Annotated in this window: 20 protein-coding genes; 4 read left to right on the top strand and 16 right to left on the bottom strand. The window is 56.8% G+C overall.

The genetic code is table 11. The annotated features are described in order from the left end of the window. The first annotated feature begins 12 nt into the window (after positions 1-12). Positions 13-1,044: an ArsO family NAD(P)H-dependent flavin-containing monooxygenase gene (locus O146_RS0102235; RefSeq protein WP_021351926.1), complete on the top strand. Its 1,032-nt coding sequence runs from the start codon at positions 13-15 to the stop codon at positions 1,042-1,044. A 14-nt stretch (positions 1,045-1,058) separates the two neighbouring features. On the opposite strand, the gene O146_RS0102230 is transcribed toward O146_RS0102235, so the two are convergent. Next, positions 1,059-2,024 (bottom strand): sucrase ferredoxin, encoded by a 966-nt coding sequence (locus O146_RS0102230; RefSeq protein ID WP_021351927.1) that lies wholly within the window; start codon positions 2,022-2,024, stop codon positions 1,059-1,061. Positions 2,025-2,272: 248 nt separating this feature from the next. Between O146_RS0102230 and O146_RS10805 the strand changes: the two genes are divergently transcribed. After that, a complete protein-coding gene (locus tag O146_RS10805; RefSeq protein WP_155896216.1) occupies positions 2,273-2,869 on the top strand; it encodes an AMIN-like domain-containing (lipo)protein in 597 nt (198 codons plus the stop codon). Here O146_RS10805 and O146_RS0102220 read toward each other — a convergent pair. The 3 genes from O146_RS0102220 to guaA all read right to left on the bottom strand — a co-directional run bounded on the left by O146_RS0102220 (position 2,866) and on the right by guaA (position 7,557). After that, positions 2,866-4,530 (bottom strand): Y-family DNA polymerase, encoded by a 1,665-nt coding sequence (locus tag O146_RS0102220; RefSeq protein ID WP_081820534.1) that lies wholly within the window; start codon positions 4,528-4,530, stop codon positions 2,866-2,868. The two genes, O146_RS10805 and O146_RS0102220, sit on opposite strands and share 4 nt — an antisense overlap. Next, entirely contained in the window at positions 4,531-5,328 is a 798-nt protein-coding gene (locus tag O146_RS10800; RefSeq protein ID WP_051619203.1) for a hypothetical protein, read from the bottom strand. It abuts the gene before it with no gap. A gap of 654 nt (positions 5,329-5,982) precedes the next feature. Then, complete coding sequence (guaA, locus tag O146_RS0102210) at positions 5,983-7,557, bottom strand: glutamine-hydrolyzing GMP synthase (protein WP_021351931.1); 1,575 nt, start codon at positions 7,555-7,557, stop codon at positions 5,983-5,985. 145 nt (positions 7,558-7,702) lie between these two features. Here guaA and O146_RS0102205 point away from each other — a divergent pair, with 145 nt between their 5' ends. Continuing rightward, a complete protein-coding gene (locus O146_RS0102205; protein WP_027017541.1) occupies positions 7,703-8,638 on the top strand; it encodes an EamA family transporter in 936 nt (311 codons plus the stop codon). 17 nt (positions 8,639-8,655) lie between these two features. Here the strand turns inward: O146_RS0102205 and O146_RS0102200 are convergent, their stop codons facing one another. Continuing rightward, on the bottom strand, positions 8,656-9,816 hold the full coding sequence (locus O146_RS0102200; protein WP_021351933.1) for a GuaB3 family IMP dehydrogenase-related protein: 1,161 nt from the start codon (positions 9,814-9,816) through the stop codon (positions 8,656-8,658). A gap of 53 nt (positions 9,817-9,869) precedes the next feature. Beyond that, positions 9,870-11,387, bottom strand: coding sequence for an IMP dehydrogenase (guaB, locus tag O146_RS0102195; protein ID WP_023018999.1), 1,518 nt, complete (start codon positions 11,385-11,387; stop codon positions 9,870-9,872). A 168-nt stretch (positions 11,388-11,555) separates the two neighbouring features. On the opposite strand from guaB, the gene O146_RS0102190 reads away from it, so the two are divergent. Continuing rightward, positions 11,556-11,936: a DUF5319 domain-containing protein gene (locus tag O146_RS0102190; protein WP_027017540.1), complete on the top strand. Its 381-nt coding sequence runs from the start codon at positions 11,556-11,558 to the stop codon at positions 11,934-11,936. 12 nt (positions 11,937-11,948) lie between these two features. Here the strand turns inward: O146_RS0102190 and O146_RS0102185 are convergent, their stop codons facing one another. From O146_RS0102185 to alr, 10 genes are all read right to left on the bottom strand, one after another. Further along, entirely contained in the window at positions 11,949-12,989 is a 1,041-nt protein-coding gene (locus tag O146_RS0102185; protein WP_027017539.1) for a hypothetical protein, read from the bottom strand. Between the two features lie 2 nt (positions 12,990-12,991). Next, positions 12,992-13,561, bottom strand: coding sequence for a sigma-70 family RNA polymerase sigma factor (locus tag O146_RS0102180; RefSeq protein WP_021351937.1), 570 nt, complete (start codon positions 13,559-13,561; stop codon positions 12,992-12,994). Positions 13,562-13,925: 364 nt separating this feature from the next. After that, the gene (gene groL, locus O146_RS0102175; protein ID WP_027017538.1) at positions 13,926-15,545 is read right to left on the bottom strand and encodes a chaperonin GroEL; all 1,620 of its coding nucleotides are present in this window, start codon (positions 15,543-15,545) and stop codon (positions 13,926-13,928) included. 16 nt (positions 15,546-15,561) lie between these two features. Further along, positions 15,562-15,861 (bottom strand): co-chaperone GroES, encoded by a 300-nt coding sequence (groES, locus tag O146_RS0102170; protein ID WP_126844147.1) that lies wholly within the window; start codon positions 15,859-15,861, stop codon positions 15,562-15,564. A gap of 324 nt (positions 15,862-16,185) precedes the next feature. Next, entirely contained in the window at positions 16,186-17,241 is a 1,056-nt protein-coding gene (tsaD, locus tag O146_RS0102165; protein ID WP_021351939.1) for a tRNA (adenosine(37)-N6)-threonylcarbamoyltransferase complex transferase subunit TsaD, read from the bottom strand. After that, positions 17,238-17,747 carry a ribosomal protein S18-alanine N-acetyltransferase gene (gene rimI, locus O146_RS0102160; protein WP_027017537.1) on the bottom strand — a complete coding sequence of 170 codons (510 nt, stop codon included), beginning with the start codon at positions 17,745-17,747 and terminating at the stop codon, positions 17,238-17,240. Before rimI ends, tsaD begins: the two co-directional genes overlap by 4 nt. Before the next feature lie 116 nt (positions 17,748-17,863). Further along, the gene (gene tsaB / locus O146_RS0102155) at positions 17,864-18,610 is read right to left on the bottom strand and encodes a tRNA (adenosine(37)-N6)-threonylcarbamoyltransferase complex dimerization subunit type 1 TsaB (protein WP_023018993.1); all 747 of its coding nucleotides are present in this window, start codon (positions 18,608-18,610) and stop codon (positions 17,864-17,866) included. 2 nt (positions 18,611-18,612) lie between these two features. After that, complete coding sequence (locus O146_RS0102150) at positions 18,613-19,083, bottom strand: hypothetical protein (protein ID WP_027017535.1); 471 nt, start codon at positions 19,081-19,083, stop codon at positions 18,613-18,615. A 135-nt stretch (positions 19,084-19,218) separates the two neighbouring features. Beyond that, positions 19,219-19,788, bottom strand: a complete 570-nt coding sequence (gene tsaE, locus O146_RS0102145) for a tRNA (adenosine(37)-N6)-threonylcarbamoyltransferase complex ATPase subunit type 1 TsaE (protein ID WP_021351943.1) — start codon at positions 19,786-19,788, stop codon at positions 19,219-19,221. Next, entirely contained in the window at positions 19,785-20,897 is a 1,113-nt protein-coding gene (gene alr, locus O146_RS0102140) for an alanine racemase (RefSeq protein ID WP_027017534.1), read from the bottom strand. The genes tsaE and alr overlap by 4 nt, the downstream gene beginning before the upstream one ends. Positions 20,898-20,937: the final 40 nt, after the last annotated feature.

Here is a 20,937-nt window from a genome sequence, read left to right as displayed (position 1 = left end):
GGGACAAAATCTATGAATACGACCGGCACACGCGCTCACGAACGCAACCCCAACATTGACCACCACGAAGCCATCATTATTGGAGGGGGCCAAGCCGGCCTAGCTACCGCATACTATCTACTGCGCGCTGGGGTTGATACGCTCGTTCTGGATGATCAAGACGCCCCTGGTGGGGCATGGCGTCACGTATGGCCGTCCATGACGTTGTTTTCCACCGCGAGTTTTTCTAATCTTCCGGGCAAACCCATGCCAGAATACGATGGCTTCCCTCCGGCTGAGCACGTCGTTGCTTATTTGGACGAATATGAGCAGCGCTACCGGGTCCCCGTCGAGCGCCCTGTACACGTTGACCAGGTAGAACGAAAAGACGACGGCTACCAGGTTTTTGCTGGCGGGCAGTCCTGGACCGCAACACACATCGTCGCTGCCACTGGAACCTGGTCTAGCCCTTTTGTTCCGCATTACCCAGGCACGTTTGACGGCACCCAGTGGCATTCCGCGAATTATCCCGGTCCGGAACCCTTCCGCGATTCTTCTGTAGCTGTAGTAGGTGCCGGAAACTCTGCGGCACAAATAGCCGCCGAACTCACCGACTATGCCGATGTCACCTGGTACACCCGGCATGAACCACGGTGGATGCCTGATGATGTCGATGGCCGCGTGTTATTTCGCCGCAACAGAAAACGAGCCCTAGCCATGCAACGCGGTGACAAAGACCCTGGGGCTGATAGCAACCTGGGCGACATCGTCGCACTGCCGAAAGTGCGCGAGGCTCGTGATTCCGGGCGGTTGCAGGCAACCCCCATGTTCGACTCACTCGATGAGGTAAGCACCGATCACCTTATTTGGTGCACAGGTTTCCGCCCAGCACTAAAACCGATTCGCCATCTGCTCAATGGCACGACACCAAAATATACCGATCTACACTTAGTCGGTTACGGTGACTGGACTGGCCCCGGGTCAGCAACGATCACCGGAGTCGGCCCCTTCGCCAAAGAAACCGCACGGAAAATCGCAACCACATTCGGGAAAGAAGTGAAATAGCCGGCGCGAAAATATCAGGACGCCGCTAAATCAGTGACCACCCAGCCCGGCTTCGTCGCAGGGTTTTTCCCGCAGGAAGCCACGACACCGTCGAAAAGCTGCTGTTCCAACGCAACCCGCCAGGTACGGCCGTCGCGGTGTGCAACTTCCACCACGCGCGAGTCTGCACCGGGGCCACCGGTCCCGCTGGATTCGCCGGGGGCACCGGTGGCACGTTCTGCAACCTGCCGAGCATAAACCAAGTCCTGGTAGGACAAATACTCACCGGCGGCTAACAATTCACCGGCCACCGCTACTTCCGCTGCCTGGCTCGGCTCATCGTAAATTCCCCGCCCACGGTTGGCGGGATGAAAATACTTGCCTTTCAGTGCCGCCTGTAAAAGTTCACCACCAGCCTGCTCATTCAGCCGTCCAAAGCTATAGCCCCACGGCAGCAACAGCATCGCCGGTGCAAACCGGTGGCCTTTAGTGTGTGAGGTTTCCCAAACCACATCACCGGCAGACGATTTCGTTTCCAAGTATGCAGCCAGCGGACGCCCTTTCACCGCGCAGCAAACGTCGCGTTTAGCGTGCGTGCATACCAGGAGCAGTGGTTCACTGCTGGGGCGGGCAGCAAATTGTTTATTGTTCCCCGGCCCTGTCAGATCCAGGTGCAGAAGATCTTCCGGCCCACTGATATAAAGCAGCTCCGTATATGCCTGTTCCGGATACACCAAGTACACCCGGTGCTGTCGGGGCATCTGGTGCCCGGCGCGACCAGGTTTGCGGATGAGCTGAAAACCGACCCCAGAACCCAAGTGCTCTTTGATTTTCTTGGAGAGCTCCGCGCCGAAGGTATCACCATCAAGTACGTCATGACTCCAACCGGCGGGCCATTCAAAAACCACATACATCCGGTCGCGTTTAGCGGTACCGGGCAATGGTTCTATTTGCACATCAGAACATCGTGGATTGTGGTTCCGGGATTCAGGTTCAGTCATACCCCCAGCCTAGAACACAATTAGGCAACGATTTGGTTGAGTCTTTCTATCGCTTTGCTCTTGTACGCTGATTGTCTTGGCCCCCAGTATTGTGGGCGACTACGGTAATGAATATGGTTTCCCGGAAGCGATACGTGCCAGGCTTAGCTACTGCGGTAGCAAGCTGTATGCTGTTGGGCGCGTGCACGGATTCCGGGACGAATGTTGCCGGGATGGGGTTCGGGGGGCACCGGCCTGATAACGATTCTGTGAATTCACATCCCGCACACACGGATGCTTCTGGTAAAGCGCAGAAAGGAAGCTCAAGTTCCGACGGTGCGCTTACCCCACGAACTCCAGCCTCGCCACAGCCTGAGCATTCGGCACCGGCTGGTTTGACGGCTCTTGGCGATACTAATGGCGCGCCAAAAACGGAGCGTTTGGAGGCACCGGCCCAATTGGCTGTCACGGATATCCGCATTGCTGGGCATGATGATTTCGATCGTGTGGTTTTTGAAATGGCGGGCAACGGCATGCCGGGCTGGTACGTCTCTTATACCGAACAGCCCTTCTACCAAGGCTCCGGCCGCACTGTGGATATGGAGCATTTGGTGGCCTTGAACATCAATATCGACGGCGTGGTGCGCTCGGATGAGGTTGCAAAGGATCTTCCCAGCCCAGATTATGCGGAGGTAGCCAAATTAGAGTCTGATCTGGGCAAGCAGCTCGGCGTCGTCAAGGAGTTCATCCCTGGTGGTATGCATGACGGCCGTGCCCAGTATTTCCTGGGGTTGGATATGAAACAGCCATTTTCGGTACAGGTTTTACGGGGACCGACGCGGCTGGTCATTGATATTTTGCATTAGTACATGGCTTCGATACGCCAAGCACGGTGTTGCCACACTAAGAGCCACGCTTTTGGATGCTGATCACCGGTGTTCTTGCCGACGAGCTGCATCCGCGCTAGCCGCTGGCTTTCATCAAAAATCTCGCTTTCCCACCATCCGGTATCCACGGGCCATGGCACCGACCAACCAAGCACCTGGAATTTCTTTTTTCCCCAGGACATGCCGGCGGGATCGGCACTCAATAGTGCCTCTGCGGTGACAAAAACCGGGTTTCCGTGTTTATCCACCAAGCGCACTCGGCTGACGGGGTGGTCCAGCCCGCCGCCCAGTCGCGTTGGTAATGGGGAGGGGATGGCACCGATCCATTCTGCACTGTGCCGGCCAGGTTCCCGAATATTTTCTGCAGCCTGCCCATAGGGCAAAAAGCGCACCCGCTCGGCAACTCCCCTGCCGCCAACAGCATGCGGTTGTTGTACGGCATCAAAACCGAGCATTGACTGCAAACGAGAAACCACGGTCACGGTGGTTTCTTCTGCCACAGCGGTATCGGCTTCGATGATAGATCCGGTGTTTGTTGGTATTTGAGTTTCTAGTGGAGTCAAAGACAATTCCACGATTGCTCCGGCGCCGCCACTGGAGAGCCACCCATCAAGCTGCCAACGTACGCGTTCGGCAGTGGCATGCTCTGTCAGCGCAGTGGTGGTGCGCCAAATCTTCGAGATCGTCGTACCGTCGTCGGTTTCTGCAGCAATCTTGATGCGCACGCAATTCAGCCCCTGCGTGGCCAGCTGTTGGTGCACCTGGTCGGCGAGCATGCGCGCGATGAAGGCTGCTTCGTCGACGCGTGTGATGGGTGCTTCCGGTGTGATAGAAGCTGACAAATCCAGTTCCACTGCACCAGGAGCAACTTTGCGTTGTTGTTGTGCGCTAGCGATGCGATGGCAGTGCAACCCTGCGCTGCCAAAACGAGTACTAATGGCAGTGGTTGGCAGTTCGGTGAGCTCACCCAGGGTAGAAATGCCGAGTCCAGCAAGGGTTTCTACAGTGTCTTTTTGACAGCCCAATGCAGGTTCTGCGAGCAGGACGGACAACGGTTGCTGGTATAAGAATGCAACAGAATCACCGGGTTGAACGACGGCTCCAAGCACACGGTGCCGGGCAGCAATAATGGCAGTGGGTAACTCGTCGGCAGCCCCAGCGGTGGCATCGATTCCCTCGTGTGCAGCAGCATCAATGAAATGTTCCAAGGCAGCTTGCTCACTGCCGTAGAAACGCGTGGCGGCAGTCAGATTCAGTGCAACCATCCCCGGGCGTAGCACCTCAAGGGATGCAGAGACATTCTCCAGTTCCTCGACAATGGTGCTAAACAAGCGCCCGTCGCGTTGCGGGTCAGTATCACGCACCACCATAGATGGACAGAGCGCTTGAGCTGCCCGCAATTTCATGCCCCGGCGCACCCCATGACCGCGGGCTTTATCGCAGCACGCTGTGATGCGGTGATTACTAGCCAGTGCAATAGCCGGGCTTTCTGGGCTGATACCGTGGCGAGTTTCTTCCAAAAGCGCTGCCTGGACGGGCCAGTCCGGAAACCACAGCACGGCGATGCGGTTGTCTCCCCTGCGGGCATGCTGTTGTCTCTCTACTGCAGGCTGAATGCGAGACGGAACCGCGGCAGTCATTTACTGCACCGCCTGTAGTGGTTCGGCGCTGCTAGGTACGGCGCTGGAGCGCGCACCACACGTGAGCATGACAGGCCCATTCCTGTGGGTTTTGCTGTAGGAGCTGACCGCAATTTCTGTATTTCGGATGCGCCCAGTACCGCAACCGATGCCAGAAAAACCAGTGACCTGAGCATTAATTGTCAGTGCCGGTGAGGGTACTTGTACACCAACAGTGAGCACAGCCGCCCCACCCTTGCGGACTTTCGCCAGCAACGGGCGTGCTTGCGTAGGACTCAAAGTCTGGGTGCGCGGGCTGCGGTAAATCAGCACATCTACACCTTCTGCCAGCACGCCGAGCACCGTGATCCACTCCCTACCCGGGTTGGGAACCGTGATGATTTTGGAGAGATCCCCGCTTTCCGCGACCTGTGCCAGGGAAAGTTCTGACCAGTTCACAATAGCGATTGTTTTTCCCTGTGCGCTAATTTGTGCGATAAGTTCAGAGACGAGTGCAGGGCAATCACTACAATGAGATACAGAGTTTTTCGGCAACCCACCGGTGGAAATAACACCAGCGAGCTGACCAGACAATTCCACCACACGATATAGATCTGCAGAAGATTCATTTCCATCAGAAACGGAATCATTACTGAGCAGACGCGGTTTTTGTTGAACAGGAGTTAAGTTTGCTGCGGACTCTAAACCAGCAATTCTATTCCGTAATGACGCCACACGCTCCGCACGCACGTCGGCAGGAACAGCCACAGAACCATCCTGCAACCGCCCACCTTGCGCACGAATACCTGTTTGAGCCATAGCGACAGTATGGCACAGGTTTTCTAAACGCGCAATCATGTTCGAACACTTGGGGGTATCACACCTAGATAAATGGACAAGCTATCTTAGCCTGATGGATCTACATGACAACGAGTGCTGCATCTTAGCGATCAGTCAAAATAAGACATTAAGTAACCCTGGGGCTATCAAGAATCTCACATTTCCAATGTGTAGACCCAGAAAATCAGATTATTTTCCATACACCCTATCCTTACCTAAAGTTTAATTATTGAAAAGATTAGGCAAAGTTTAATAAAATAATCTTACCCAAGAGGGGTTTCTGCATAAGCACAGCGTTGTCAAGCCCACTGACTGGGAGGAAAAATGAGAAATCTAGTGGCGGCAGTATCTTTTGGTACTATTCAAAGCCAGGCTCATGCCGAAATTTCGGGAATTCGTGAGAATTGCTTTTAAAAAAAATGCGGATTCATAACATTGCATCCATAGTGCTAGCGTTAATTGCTATCATATTGACTATTACCGAAATAGCTTCGACATTAGCGACGATGGCAATAGCGACACTAGCACTGATCGTGTTCATCTCCGGAGCTGAGACTCGAAAGCGCTAACGCCAAATGCCTGAAGAAAGCTGAGATCTAAACTAGCTTCAGGCCCAGCATTTTCAACTACTCCTTATTCCCACTCGATGGTTCCCGGTGGCTTCGAGGTCACGTCGACGACCACTCGGTTAACCTCCGCAACCTCGTTGGTAATGCGCGTCGAGATCGTCTCCAACACCTCATACGGCACGCGAGTCCAGTCGGCAGTCATCGCATCCTCCGACGACACCGGGCGCAGCACAATCGGGTGACCGTAGGTACGGCCATCGCCCTGCACACCGACAGAGCGCACGTCGGCAAGCAAGACCACCGGACACTGCCAGATCTCGGCATCCATACCGGCGGCAGTCAACTCCTCACGGGCAATCAGATCGGCAGCACGCAAGGTTTCCAAACGATCCGCGGTGACCTCGCCAATGATGCGGATGCCCAAACCAGGGCCCGGGAACGGCTGGCGCGAAACAATCTCATCCGGCAAGCCCAACTCGCGGCCCACAGCGCGAACCTCGTCCTTAAACAGCAAACGCAGCGGCTCCACCAGCTCGAATTCCACGTCATCTGGCAAACCACCGACGTTGTGGTGCGATTTAATATTCGCAGTACCCGATCCCCCGCCGGATTCCACAACATCCGGATACAACGTGCCCTGCACTAAGTAGTCCACGGAAGCGCCCTCTGGAGCATCATCCAGCACGCCTGCCACCGCGCGCTCGAAGGAACGGATGAATTCCGCACCAATCGCCTTGCGTTTGGCCTCCGGCTCAGTCACACCGGCCAGCTTGCGCAAGAAAGCCTCGCGTTCGTCGACGGTCACCAGGCGCGCACCGGTAGCGGCAACGAAGTCCTGCTCCACCTGCTCACGCTCACCGGAACGCAACAAACCATGATCAACGAACACACAAGTCAGACGGTCACCAATCGCGCGCTGCACCAGTGCCGCAGCCACCGCGGAATCCACGCCACCGGACAGACCGCAAATAGCGCGGCCTTCGCCGATCTGGGCGCGAACATCAGCCACCAAAGACTCCGCAATAGCACCCGGGGTCCACGTCGGCTGCAAGCCCGCAACCTGCGTCAAAAAACGCTCCAGCACTTGCTGACCATGCGGGCTGTGCAACACCTCAGGGTGGTACTGCACACCGGCCATCTTCTTTTCCAAGCACTCGAACGCCGCCACCGGCGCACCCTCAGAAGTAGCAGTAACGTCGAAGCCTTCCGGAGCCTTTGAGACAGAATCGCCATGCGACATCCACACCTTGTGGGTCTCTGCCAGGCCCTCGTGCAGCACACCGCAGCCGTCGGCAAGCGTCAAATCCGTACGGCCATACTCGCGCTTACCGGTCTGGGCGACAGTGCCGCCCAACGCGTGCGTCATCGCCTGGAAGCCGTAGCAAATACCGAAAACCGGCACCCCGAGCTCCAGCAATTCTGGCTGCAACGACGGTGCACCATCGGCATACACGGAGCTCGGGCCACCGGTGAGCACCAGCGCAGCCGGGTTTTTCTCCCGGAACTGCGCAATCGGCGCATCGTGGGCGATGACCTCGGAATACATCTGCGCCTCGCGCACACGACGCGCGATCAGCTGCGCGTATTGCGCACCGAAGTCGACGACAAGGACAGGACGTGGAGTTGCTGCATCAGTCACGCCCCATAGTTTAACTCACGGCCACAACCCAGACGGCACATAACCCAACCGATACACAACCCAGATGATGCGCGCTGCAAACTAGCGGGTACTAGTGGGTTGGACTATTGGACGCAAAAATCATGCAGACGGAATAATCACTGCCATGGCATCTTCGGCAAACCCCATCTCTGTGCTGTGTATCATCGGCTCGTGCATCTCGCTGCAACTGGGATCTGCGCTGGCAGTGAAGCTTTTCGACGACGGCGGCACCTGGGGTACCTCGGCGGTGCGGCTACTCGTCGCGGCAGTGGTATTACTGGCCATCACGCGCCCGCGGGTACACGAATGGAACCGGCAACAATGGGCCGGGGTACTCGGACTTGGACTATCGCTGGGGCTGATGAACGGATTTTTCTACGCCGGAATTGACCTAGTACCCCTCGGACCCGCCGTGACCATCGAGTTCTTAGGCCCACTGCTCCTGGCAGCATTTTTATCGCGGTCTCTGCGCGACGGCATCTGCGTCATCCTCGCCATGACCGGCATGGCACTACTGGGCCTGGATGCTTTCAACGGTAACCCGCTCAACCCACTGGGCGTCGCATTCTTGCTGGGGGCAGCCTTGTTCTGGGCCATTTATATCCTGGCGAATAAAAACGCCGGTGCGCTGGTGCCCGGCCAGGGCGGGCTGGCCGTGGCATTCATCGTTGGCGGCGTCGCGATGCTACCAATGGGCGCTGGCGGCGCATGGAACCTGGTGACCTCCACCGATACCTTGTGGTTTGCCATCGGCACCGGAATCTTGGGGTCCCTGGTGCCGTATTCCTTGGAATTGATCGCGCTGCGCGGGCTGGCCCCCAATGTCTTTTCTATTCTGATTTCCCTCGAACCCGTCTTCGCCGCATTCTTCGGGTGGCTACTGCTCGCGCAAAACATCAGCACGCTGAAACTAGTAGCCATCGGCGTGGTTATCGCAGCATCCGTAGTACAAACCGTCGGAACCGGGGGTTCTGGCGCGGATGGCGCGCCCCGGTCGAAGCTGAAAAAGCTACAGGACGTTGGCAGAAAAGTTGTGCCACGACGTCGCCATAGCGACTAATGCACAGCCACGAGCCGCTAATGCACAGCCAAGTCGACTTTTTGGAAAGCCTTCAAATCGGTGTACCCACACTTTGCCATCGCACGACGCAAACCACCGACCAAATTCTGCCGCCCAAATGGATCGGACGACGGGCCGTGCAACACAACTTCCAGCGGGGAATTTTTGGAAACAACCGTCGTGGGATCGAAAGCTTGATCTTCCCCAGTAACGCCCTCGCCTAGTTCAATATCGCTATAGATTTCCACATATCCGCGCGGGAAGCTTGGGTGGCCAGCCACCGACGGCCAGAACCAACCACCCGCAGGCGCTTCCTCAGCCTGTGCCAACAACGGGCCGAGGACGACGGCGTCGGCGCCGCACGCGATTGCCTTAACAATATCGCCAGCATTCGCCAGCATGCCGTCGGCAAGAATATGCACGTAACGGCCACCGGTCTCATCCAAATAATCCCGGCGCGCCGCAGCAATATCGGCGATCGCGGTGGCTTTCGGGACATTGATACCCAACGAAATATCGTTGGTATTCACGCCGCCGCCGACGATCACGCCCGCCGCGCCCGTGCGCATCAAATGCAGCGCAGTCGTGTAATCCACCGCGCCACCAGCAATAACGGGGACTTCCAACGAACCAATGAACTCCTTCAAGTTCAGCGGTTCGCCGTTGGCAGAGACATGCTCAGCAGAAATCAATGTTCCCTGGATCACCAGGATTTCCGTACCCGCGCTAATGACCGTCGGCGCCAACTCCCGCGCACGCTGTGGCGAAACACGCACTGCAACGGTCACACCAGATTCCCGGACCTCAGCGATACGGCGCGCCAGCAGCTCCACATCGAGTGGCAGCGCATGCAGCTTTTGCAGGTGCTCAGTAGGGTTTTCCGCCTTGGTTACGGCCTCGACGGCGCCAGCGAGGTCGTCGACACGCCCCCACAGCCCTTCCGCATTGATGATGCCCAGACCACCTTGCTTGCCCATCTCAATGATGAACTCCGGGCTAGCCAACGCATCAGAAGCATGCGAGCAGACCGGGATATCGAAGTGATAAGCGTCGATGCTCCAGGTAGTATCGACGTCCTTCGAGGAGCGGGTACGACGGGTCGGGATGATGGAAATATCCTCAAGCCCGTAGGTACGGCGCGCCTCACGGCCGATCCCTATCTCTGCATATTCGCGCACTGAATAAACCTTCCTATAACGACAACGTTATGCGTGAGCTTCTCGAGGTAGCTCTAGCGGTAGTTCGGAGCTTCCATGGTTTGCTGCAAGTGGTGCGGGTGCGATTCCGCCAAGCCTGCCGCGGTAATTTGCACGAAGCGCTTGGTCTTCAGATCCGCAATGGAAGCAGAACCGGTGTAGCCCATCGAAGCGCGGAGACCACCGATGATCTGGTGGGTGATCGCGTCGATCTCACCGCGGTACGGAACTTTGCCTTCCACTCCTTCTGGCACCAGCTTGTCCTCACTGCGCACGTCGGACTGGAAGTAACGGTCCTTGGAGTAGGAACGCTTCTCGCCAGTCAGGCCGCGCCCCTGCATCGCCCCCATCGAACCCATGCCACGGTAGCGCTTGTACTGCTTACCGCCCACAACAACGATATCGCCAGGCGATTCCTTGGTTCCGGCCAGCATGGAACCCAGCATGACGCAGTCCGCGCCAGCAGCCAGGGCCTTGGCGATATCACCGGAGTACTGCATGCCACCGTCGGCAATCACGGGAATGCCAGCTGGGCCAGCAACAGAGGCTGCTTCCAAAATGGCGGTGATCTGTGGAGCGCCCACACCAGCAACCACGCGGGTGGTGCAAATCGAACCTGGGCCAATGCCCACCTTGATGCCGTCAGCTCCCGCATCGATCATGGCCTGCGCGGCCTCACGCGTTGCCAAGTTACCGCCAACGACGTCGACCTGCGGGAAGGCCTTTTTCACGTCCGAGACCATCTGCAACACGCGGTTGTTGTGTGCGTGCGCGGAGTCAACCACAAGCACGTCGACGCCAGCTTCCACCAAAGCCTCGGCGCGCTGGAAAGACTCTGCACCCGTGCCGATACCGGCAGCGACCAACAGACGACCTTCCTTGTCCTTGGAGGCGTGCGGGAATTGCTCAGTCTTCACAAAGTCTTTCACCGTGATCAGGCCAACGAGCTTATTGTCCTCATTAACGATAGGCAGCTTTTCTACCTTGTTTTCGCTAAGCAAGCTCAATGCTTCTTGTTTGCTGACGCCCTCTTTCGCCACCACCAGTGGAGTCGGCGTCATAACATCCTGCACCAGGCGGTTCGGGTCTGCTTCAAAGCGCATATCACGGTTCGTGCAAATCCCGACCAAGCGACCGTCGGCGTCGACCACAGGCAGGCCGGAGATGCGGAAACGCCCGCAGAGGTCGTCCACCTCAGTGATTGTCATATCCGGGCGGGCAGTCACCGGATCAGTAACCATGCCGGATTCGGAGCGTTTCACAATCTCAACCTGCTGTGCTTGCTCATCAATGGAGAGGTTGCGATGCAGCACGCCAATACCGCCCTGCCGCGCCATCGCAATGGCCATGCGGGCTTCGGTAACCGTGTCCATCGCCGCGGACGCTATTGGCAGGCCCAAGTTCACATTGCGGCTAAACCGCGTAGAAACATTAACCTCAGAGGGAATAACGTTCGATTCTGCGGGGAGCAGCAACACGTCGTCAAAGGTCAGGCCATACAATGCAACCTTGTTTGGGTCATCTCCACCAGTGTGTACGCGTTGATCAGTCATTCCCAAGATTCTCCTTTTCCAGCTTCACGTTTGTCAGACCGCTGTCATCCGCTGCTAGCTGTCTAGCTATGTCCTTATATCGTAATGGCTGGCCAAGAAAAAGGGGTAGCCGGGAGGGAACGGAAAGGGGAATTGAATATGAATGGTTTTGACAATAGTGTGTGCTATGTGGACTTTGATTCGAATATGCCCCGCGATCCCTTCGCAGATGATCCGAACGATCCGGCGTCGTTCCTCGACGCTGACGAGCCCATGCCAGAGCTTTCTGACGAAGAACGCCTCATGCTAGAACATGATCTACGCATGGTGCGCAAAATGGCACAGACCCTGCCGGAATTCGGCATCGATGGCATATTTTTCATCTGCGAGGACTGCGAAGAACAGCACTACTACGACTGGGACATCATGGCCGCTAATATGCGCTCCACCCTCTCTGGTGAATTAGCGCCGGTACATGAGCCCTCCGCGCAACCGAATACCGACCGCTACACCCCTTGGGAATACGCAGTTGGTTTCTTTGATGGGTTGAACCGCAAGCACTTGAATTAACAAGTACTCATTTTAAGACGCGCCGCCCCGTGTGCTCGCCTGGTGTTCCGGGCCAGCCGGGGCGGCGTGGTCATTTCCAGGGGATACGCCTGCACCCTGACCGCCCTGGCCGCGTTGTCCGTCTTCCCGCGACTCGACGTCCGGTTGCGTTGGAGACAACGGTTGCTGTGGCTGTGCAGGCGGTTGTTCACCAATAGACGGCTCACCCGACGGGCGTGATTGTGGCTCCGGACCGCCACCACCCGGCACTGTCTGTGGGTTTTGCTGTGCCGGAGCCACAGTCTTCGTGACGGTAACTTCCTTGGTTTCTGTGACCGTTTGCGGTTCTGATTCACCTTCCGGCTGCGGCCGCACGCGGGTAACGGTGGTTTTGGTTTTCGCCGCTTTACCGTCAGCGTCCGCTTGCTCACCGCGGTCTTTATTCTCTCCCGCGCCTTTGCTCTGCTTGGCTTCTTTGCGCTCACGCAGATTTTCCAGCAAAGTGCGGGCCTCAGCGATCAGTTTCCGGGTGGCTTCCTCATCACCCCGGTTAGCGCTGTCTTCCAGCTGTTGCAAGGTACTGGCAAGCTCAATACGAGCTGCTTTTTCATCATCAAACAGCGCCTGGTGCATTCCCCACAGCGGAGAATTCGGGGTCGCGTGATAAACGCTCAAACTTCCAACCGCAAACAATGCTGTGGCGGCCGCGGCGCCCACCAAGGCACTAGTCCACCCAAAACGTCGGCTAGCAACGGCACCAGTGCCAAAACCGAAACCTCTCCTTGGGGCCCGGTGGGTTCCGCGAGCAGCTCGGCGACGGCGGGCGTCAGCCAACTCATCAGGAGCATCAGCTTGGGGTTGCGCAGCGTGAGACTGCGCGGCGTGAGGTTGCGCAGCGTGGGGTTCCACTGCCCAATCTGCAGGAAGCTTTGGCGCAGCTGGCATCTCGGATTCGATTTCTGTACGCAAACCCAACAATGCTGCCGCTAGGGGGTCCTTCCCCTGCGAAGGGTCTTGGCCCTGCGCCAGCTGGTCCAGGAAGAAATCGTCTTTCTCCCAGTCGCGTTGGTTCACGTTTACTCCCTTGAATCCTCGTTTTCCATACGCTTGCGAAGTTGCGCAAGCGCGCGATGTTGCGCCACCCGTACCGCGCCAGGAGTGCTGCCCAAGGCTTGTGCTGTTTCCTCGGCCGTCAGCCCCACGAATACGCGCAGGATGATAATATTACGAGCTTTGTCATTTAAAGTATCGAGCATCCCGCGGACTGTGTTACAACCATCAGATTCCAAAGCCGCATCCTCCGGGGTGGGCATCAGATCCAGCTCTTCTGGTATTTCCTCTGAAGGGTGCAGCCGGTCTTTGCCCATGAAGCGATGGGCATCGGCAACTTTATTAAAAGCAATCCCGTAAACAAACGCCATGAATGGTCGGCCACGGTCCACAAACTTCTGCACCGAACTAGCTACCGCCAGGCAGACTTCTTGAGCCACGTCTTCGGCTGTAGGAGTTTTTCCGCCACCGATACGGGCGCGGCAATAGCGCAGCACCTGCGGATGAATAATCCGCATGACTTGCTGCATGGCACGGCGATCCCCATCTACTGCCAGTGGAACCAGCCGCGCGAGTTCTTCATCAGAATCGCTCACGTCCCAAATCTTTCGTTGACTGCAGGCCAATTTGCCGACACAAGTGCATGCGCGGCATTCCGGCCGAAGCCGACCTAAACTCTCGTCCCATCATATAACCGCGTGCGAACACGTGTTAAATTAATTGCTCGAATTTCGATAATTTATTCGACCCTATTTTTACCGGCCCACCACAGAGAATATTTTCTTCCGCCAGCGATAGTCTGGGCATTGCCTCCACTGTCATAAGGGAACTGCAAAACCGGAAAACCGCCGAAAGAACCAGGTTATTACCCTGGCGCTTCCGGCGGTTCAGGAAAATTCCCGCTAGAAAGATTGCTAGCACAGCCGACAGATCGTGCACAACCGGCTAGCAAGCAGCGGCTTAGTGATGATGATGGCTGTGGCCAGCCTCAGAGTTCTCCGACTCTGCAGGTTTGTCAACAACCGACGCCTCCGTGGTCAGCACCATACGGGCAACCGAAGAAGCGTTAACCACAGCAGAATGCGCAACCTTTACGGGATCAATGATGCCGCTTTCAATCAGATTGCCATATTCCAGGTTGGCGGCATTAAAGCCTTCGCCATTAGCCATTTCCGCAACGCGGGAAACGACCACGGCGCCGTCTTCACCAGCATTGTGGGCGATCCAGAAAGCCGGCTTGGTCAGCGCCCGGGCTACCGATTCCACACCCACGCGAGCTTCGCCTTCGAACTGCTCAGCATAAGACTTCAGCGACTCAGCGATCTGCACGAGCGCAGAACCACCACCAGCGATCACGCCTTCTTCCACCGCCGCACGTGCGGCATTGATGGCGTCTTCTACGCGCAACTTTCGCTCGTTCACCTCGGTCTCAGTAGCAGCACCGATGCGGATTACAGCGACGCCACCGGAAAGCTTAGCCAGGCGTTCTTCCGCCTTTTCTTTATCCCAGGTGGAGTCGGTGGCTTCGATCTCGCGGCGAATCTTCTCGCGGCGCTCCTCCAAGGCAGCATCGGAACCGGCGCCGTCGACAAGCACGGTCTCGTCCTTCTCGACGGTGACACGACGAGCAGAGCCCAGCACTTCCAGGCCTGCCTCATGTAGATTGACACCAATTTCAGGGTCAACCACGGTGGCATCGGTAACCACTGCCAAGTCATCCATGAACGCTTTCCGACGATCACCAAAATATGGTGCCTTCACGGCAGCGACCTTGAGAGTCTTGCGGATAGCGTTGACCACCAGCGCCTGCAGGGCTTCGCCCTCGACATCTTCGGCGACGATCAGCACCGGCTTGCCAGCCTCAGCGATCTTTTCCAGCAACGGCAAGAAATCCGGCAACGAAGAAATCTTGTTGCGCACCAGCAGCACGTATGGATCATCCAAGACGGCCTGCTGAGTTTCCTGGTCCGTCACGAAATATGGCGACAAGAATCCCTTATCGAAGGCTACGCCTTCGGTGACCTCGACAGAGGAATCCATGGACTGCGATTCTTCCACAGTGACCACGCCGTCTTTGCCGACCTTGTCCATCGCGCCAGCAACCATCTCGCCGACTTCACTGTCACGAGAGGAAACGGTAGCGACCTGGGCAATTTCTGCGCTGGAATTAACCTGAGTGGCACGAGCCTTCAGCTCTTCCACGGTTTTTTCTGCAGCTGCAGCAATGCCGCGGTTCAGTTCCACGGGGTTGGCACCGGAAGCAACGTTGCGCAGGCCCTCGAAAATCAGAGCCTGGGCCAACAGCGTAGCGGTGGTGGTACCGTCACCGGCAACATCGTTGGTTTTCACCGCAACGGATTTCACCAGCTGCGCGCCGAGGTTCTCAAAAGGCTCTGAGAGATCAATATCCCGGGCGATAGTCACGCCGTCATTGGTGACCAGTGGGCCACCAAATGCTTTATCCAGCACGACGTTGCGACCACGAGGGCCGAGAGTGACCTTAACGGTATCTGCAAGCGTGTCGACGCCCGCTTGCAGATGCTCCCGCGCCTGTTGATCAAAAGCAATGAGTTTTGCCATAGTGGCTTACTCCCCCTTACTTTTCGATGACTGCCAGCAGGTCACGAGCCGAAAGCAACAGGTATTCCTGGCCGTCGTACTTCAGCTCAGTGCCGCCGAACTTGGAGAAGATGACGGTGTCACCTTCATTGACGTCTGGTTTTACGCGCTCACCCTTGTCGTCGGTGCGGCCTGGGCCAACAGCGATGACGGTGGCTTCCTGCGGCTTTTCCTTAGCAGAGTCTGGGATGACCAGGCCGGATGCGGTGGTGGTTTCTGCTTCTTTAATCTGCACCAGAACTTTGTCTTCGAGCGGTTTGATGTTTGCCACGATGATTCCTTTCGTGAAATCAGGTCCAATGCGCGCGATCACCTATGTGACCAGCACGCGAAGCTGTTATGTGCCGGTTGTGGATGTCCAGCACAGCCGTCGTCGCGGGTGAACAACTGTGGGTCAAACAACCTATTAGCACTCTACCTACCCGGGTGCTAAGTGACAACTATCTTGAGCGTAGTGCTAGCAACTTGCCTCCCGCTTGCCAATCGCTTGCCGACGGGGTGCCGGTGCCTTGCCGACAGCTGGCCCGAACTCGCTTCGCAGCCGGAGTGTGACTGGAGTGTGGCAACGGCCGGCATGACACTGCACAGGCACTAAGCGCTACTATGCACCTAATTCTAACGCTGGATCAGTGGCAATATCCCAGTTTGCGGGCTGCATACCATGCGCAATTTGCTGTGCAGCCGCTGCAGCAATCATCAAACCGTTGTCCGTGCAGTATTCAAACCGTGGAATTCGCAAGCTAATACCTGCAGAATCACAACGCCGCTGCGCCAGCTCCCGCAGACGTGAGTTCGCGACCACTCCACCACCAAGTAATAGCGTGTTAGCACCAGTGTCTTTACACGCCAGCACAGCTTTTTTGGTCAGCACGTCGCAGACAGCTTCTTGGAAAGAAGCACACAAATCTTCAGCATTGATCGATTCACCATTGCGCTCAGCTTTTTCCACGAACCGCGCCACCGAAGTCTTCACACCGGAAAAGGAGAAATCATAACGATGCTCGCCGCGCAAATCCTCCGCCCGGGACAACCCCCGTGGGAAATCAACGGTGACCGTGCCTTTTCGCGCCAACTTGTCAATCAATGGTCCACCCGGATACCCCAGACCAAGCAACCGCGAGACTTTATCGTAAGCCTCACCAGCAGCGTCGTCTAGCGTGGCACCCAGTTCCCGGTACTGCTGTTTCGCAGCATCAACCTCCAACAAAGAAGTATGCCCACCCGAAACCAACAGGGCGACGGCATGCGGGAGCTGCTCGCCTTCCAAATTCGCTACCGCAACATGGCCGGCCAGATGGTTCACGCCATAAAACGGAACACCCCACCCCGCAGCGTATGCCTTCGCACCAGCGACACCAACCAACAAAGCACCCGCCAAACCCGGGCCAATGGTGGCAGCCACGGCATCGGGCTTGTCGATGCCAGCTTCATCCAATGCTTGTTGCATCACCTGCGGCAGGGCTTCCAGGTGCGCCCGAGACGCAATTTCTGGGACGACACCACCAAAACGCGCGTGTTGTTCCATAGAACTTGCGACTACATTGGCCAAAACCTCAATGCGCGGTTGGGTGCTGGCAGCGCTTCCGTCATCAGTGTGCAAGCGGACGATGCCGACGCCAGTTTCATCACATGAGGATTCAATTCCGGCAATAATCATGGAGCGTCCTTTCGCTGCAATTCCGCTGAGTTCGCTGGCCGACGCATCGTATAAGCATCACCGCCACCCGCATAATAGTTTTTTCGAAGCCCCAGGGTGTCGAATCCATAGGCTCGATACAGGCCAATCGCGGGTTCGTTGTCAGTACGGACCTCTAAAAACACCGGCGCCGAGACGCGATCCGCAACATAACAAAAATTATCCATGAGTAACCGGGCCACACCGCGACGCTGCGCTCGTGGATCAACTCCGATGGTATGAATTTCAAACTCTGGATCATCACTCGGCCCCAATTGCGCCAAACCTGCATACCCCACTAGAACGCGCGCCGGAGGCTTGCCCGATTCTTGGCTCGCCACGCCTTCCACCCCCAAGTAAAAGGTATGCGCCGAGGCAAACTCCGCGCGGAAATCAGCTTCCGTCCAGGGGCCTTCATTAGCAAACAACTCACGTTCTAGCTGCGCGCACCGGTGCGCATCAGCCGGACCTAATTCACGGAGACGCAGCTGTTCCAAAGCCAGGCTCGCAGGGCCAGCGGATTGTGCGCTCGGGCGCTTGCGGGCCGAGTTCCCGCCACCTTGTCTATCCGTCATTGGTTGCTCTGCTCATCAGTTGTTTCTGCTCATTTATTGTTCTGCTCAGCCCAACGCAACGCGGCAGAAACCGGTTTGGCGGCTGGTTCTTTCGCATCTGGGCGCCGAAGATACAACGGAGTCAACGGCTGCGGGGCAACTGCGAAATCCGCCACCGCAACCAGCCCACGAGCACTAGGAACCGCCGGAACCTCTTCTTGCTGAGCAAGCGCCCGCAAACGATCCGGCAGCCGCGCAGCAATAGTCGGGTTAGCCAGCACACGGGAAACTTCCGGCTGCAAGATTTCGGCGGGCCCGACTTCCGGTCCCGTGACACGTTGAGCACCACGATAGGTCGCCCAGTAAGTCTCTCGACGACGCGCATCAGTGGCGACCAATAAATGCTCTTCTGCTGAAGCAGAAGCGTCCTGGGCGCGCCAGGCAATCGCATCATGCGAACAAACACCATACACCGGCACCTGCAAAGCATGACCGAGACCAGAAGCCGTCGCCATGCCCACACGCAAACCACTAAATGGCCCGGGCCCGCAGCCAACCACAACGGCCGTAAGTTCGTGCAATTCACTTCCGCTGGATTCCAATAACTGGAAAATCGTTGGCATCAGCAGCTCATTGTGCGCGCGGGTGTTTTCCACCGTGTTCTCAGTGGCATCACTGCCGCCGTCGGCAAGCGTGCGCACCAAGCCTGTCACCAGAGTGGGCGTCGAAGTATCCAGGGCTAGCACACGGTGATCCGCGGTACCCCGAGAAGACGATGTGGAAGGACTAAACGACATAATTACCCGATGAAGTTCCAGGTTCCTTCTTCATCTTTTTCCACGTGGATGATTGCCTGGGTTTGGAATGGCCCCTGCAACGGAATGGTGCAGAGGTTGACGTTGTGAATGGACATCTTCTCCACGTGGTACTCACCGTTTTCTTTCGCTACCAGCAAGTAGTTATCGTGCTTGTCAATCTCACCGTTGACCAGGTTGAACTCTGCCGGGTTCAAACCACTAACCAACAATTCCTGCTCCGTAACACCGGGGCATACGAAGGTTCCAGCAACCCATTCCTCGCCGAAAAGATCGGCTGGCGAAATGCCGGTGGTCGACAAACCTTGCTGTTCTACCTTATGTAGAGTCCCAGCGAACGATTCCTTCGGCGCGGAATCGTCTTGTGCCAATGCAGCTGCCCCAACCATAGTTGCCAAGGCCAGACAGAACAGTGCAACAAGGGTACCGATGATGGCTCCGCCGTTTTTCGGCATACAAGCTCCTTAAAAATAAAACAGACATGGGGTCTTTGCCGTGCAATCTGTCTCAAGGATAGCGCGTAGCCCAACAGCTCCAAGAAACGGGGTTTCCGCCTAACATCCCCTTAGCAACATTGTGGCGACAACTTCTTAGTTTTCCACCCAACGCCAGGTAATGATACGCGTTTCAGAATCCGGATCGCTCACCGCTGCGGTTTCGCGGTCCAGCTCAACCAATAAATAACGACGAGTCAGAGCTTCCACCAACCCCGCTCCCCATTCCGCAACCACGACGGAAGTTTCTAAATCAGTATCCAGATCTAGTGCGTCCAGCTCTCCCCAAGGATCAGCTGCAGCAGTGCTACCATCTAGCTCTTGCCCCACAGGTGATTCGGTGGCTGAAGACACGGGCTGGTGAGCAGATTCACCGAGCAAACGGTAAGCGTCGACATGCACTAAATCTGGGGCCTCTGACCGCCGCGCCCGATGCACGCGCGCAATAGTAAAGGTGGGACTTGTCACCCTGCCACGCACATCCATCCCTTGTGCAATGCCCTGAGTGAGCGTAGTTTTTCCGGCGCCGAGCGCACCGGCCAAGATAACGACATCACCAGCGACCAGCGTGGAGCCGAGATATGCGCCGAACTCACGAGTGGCATCAGTGGTGGGCAACTCGACGGTGCCAGACTGCGAAAAATCTAATAGCGAGAATGCACTCATAGCTGGATTCCCCCTTCATACTCCCGAACAGTGCGCCCGCCAGGGCGAGTCACGATCTCATAATTAATAGTTCCCGTAGCATCGGCCAACTCCGTGGCAGACATGCCACCTTCCCCAAACAACACTGCTTCATCACCCGGTTGCACGCCGAAGGGGTTTTCGCCAAGATCCAGCAAAATCTGATCCATGCATACTCGCCCAACCTGCGGATAACACTTCCCAGAAATGCCCACCACAAGATGCCCCTGGATACTGCGTGGCAAACCATCAGCGTAGCCACAAGGGATAACCGCCAAATACCCAGTCTTTCCTGCCCGCCAAGTCAAGCCATAGGAGACGGCTTCACCTGCGGTAATGGGCTTGACGTTAACGACAGTACTTGCCCAAGTCATCGCCGGGCGTAGATCATGTGCAAAACCAGCAGCGGGTTGCAACCCATAGCAGGCAATGCCCGGGCGAACTTGTTGAAAATGAGCATCAGGAAGCTGCACGGTCGCGGCCGAATTAGCTATATGGTTGACCGGAACCTCCAAGCCCATGGCGCGTGCTTGCCTAATTGCGGCGCGGAATTGCTCAAGCTGCGCGGCATTAGCAGGATTATCCGGCTCATCCGCACACGCCAGATGTGACATCAACCCGCGCACGGCCAGGTGTGGGGCATTTTTCGCCATCTCGAAGGCACGCTGCCAATCAGTGGGATCAATGCCATTGCGATGCATCCCTGTTTCAACTTTCAGCGTGATCGTCGCAGGGATGCCAGCGTTAACGAGCACGGCCAGGTGATCTAATGACGGCGCAGCCAACTGGATGTCGTCGGCAAGAGCATCTGCAACTACCTGTGCAGCATCCTGGCTCGCGGCATCCCACAACCACGCCATGACCGGTAGTTCTGTACCGAGTTCACGCAAGCGTTGGGCTTCGGCGATCGTGGCCACACCAAAAAGGTCAGCGCCTGATTTTTCCATTACCGGAACCACGCGCTCCATGCCGTGACCGTAAGCGTCAGCCTTGACGACGCACATCAGCTGCGCTTCGCCTGCCGCCCGCTTAAGCACACGGACATTGTGGGCGATGGCATCCAAGTCGATGCGACTGCGCAGCATGTTCATACGTTCGGCTTTGCTCTTTCCGGCGACGGCGGGTTGCTTA

This window comes from Corynebacterium pseudodiphtheriticum DSM 44287, from assembly GCF_000688415.1.
Taxonomy (GTDB): domain Bacteria; phylum Actinomycetota; class Actinomycetes; order Mycobacteriales; family Mycobacteriaceae; genus Corynebacterium; species Corynebacterium pseudodiphtheriticum.
The sequence above is the reverse complement of the archived record's forward strand: the minus strand, read 5'-3'. Positions and strand labels throughout refer to the sequence as shown.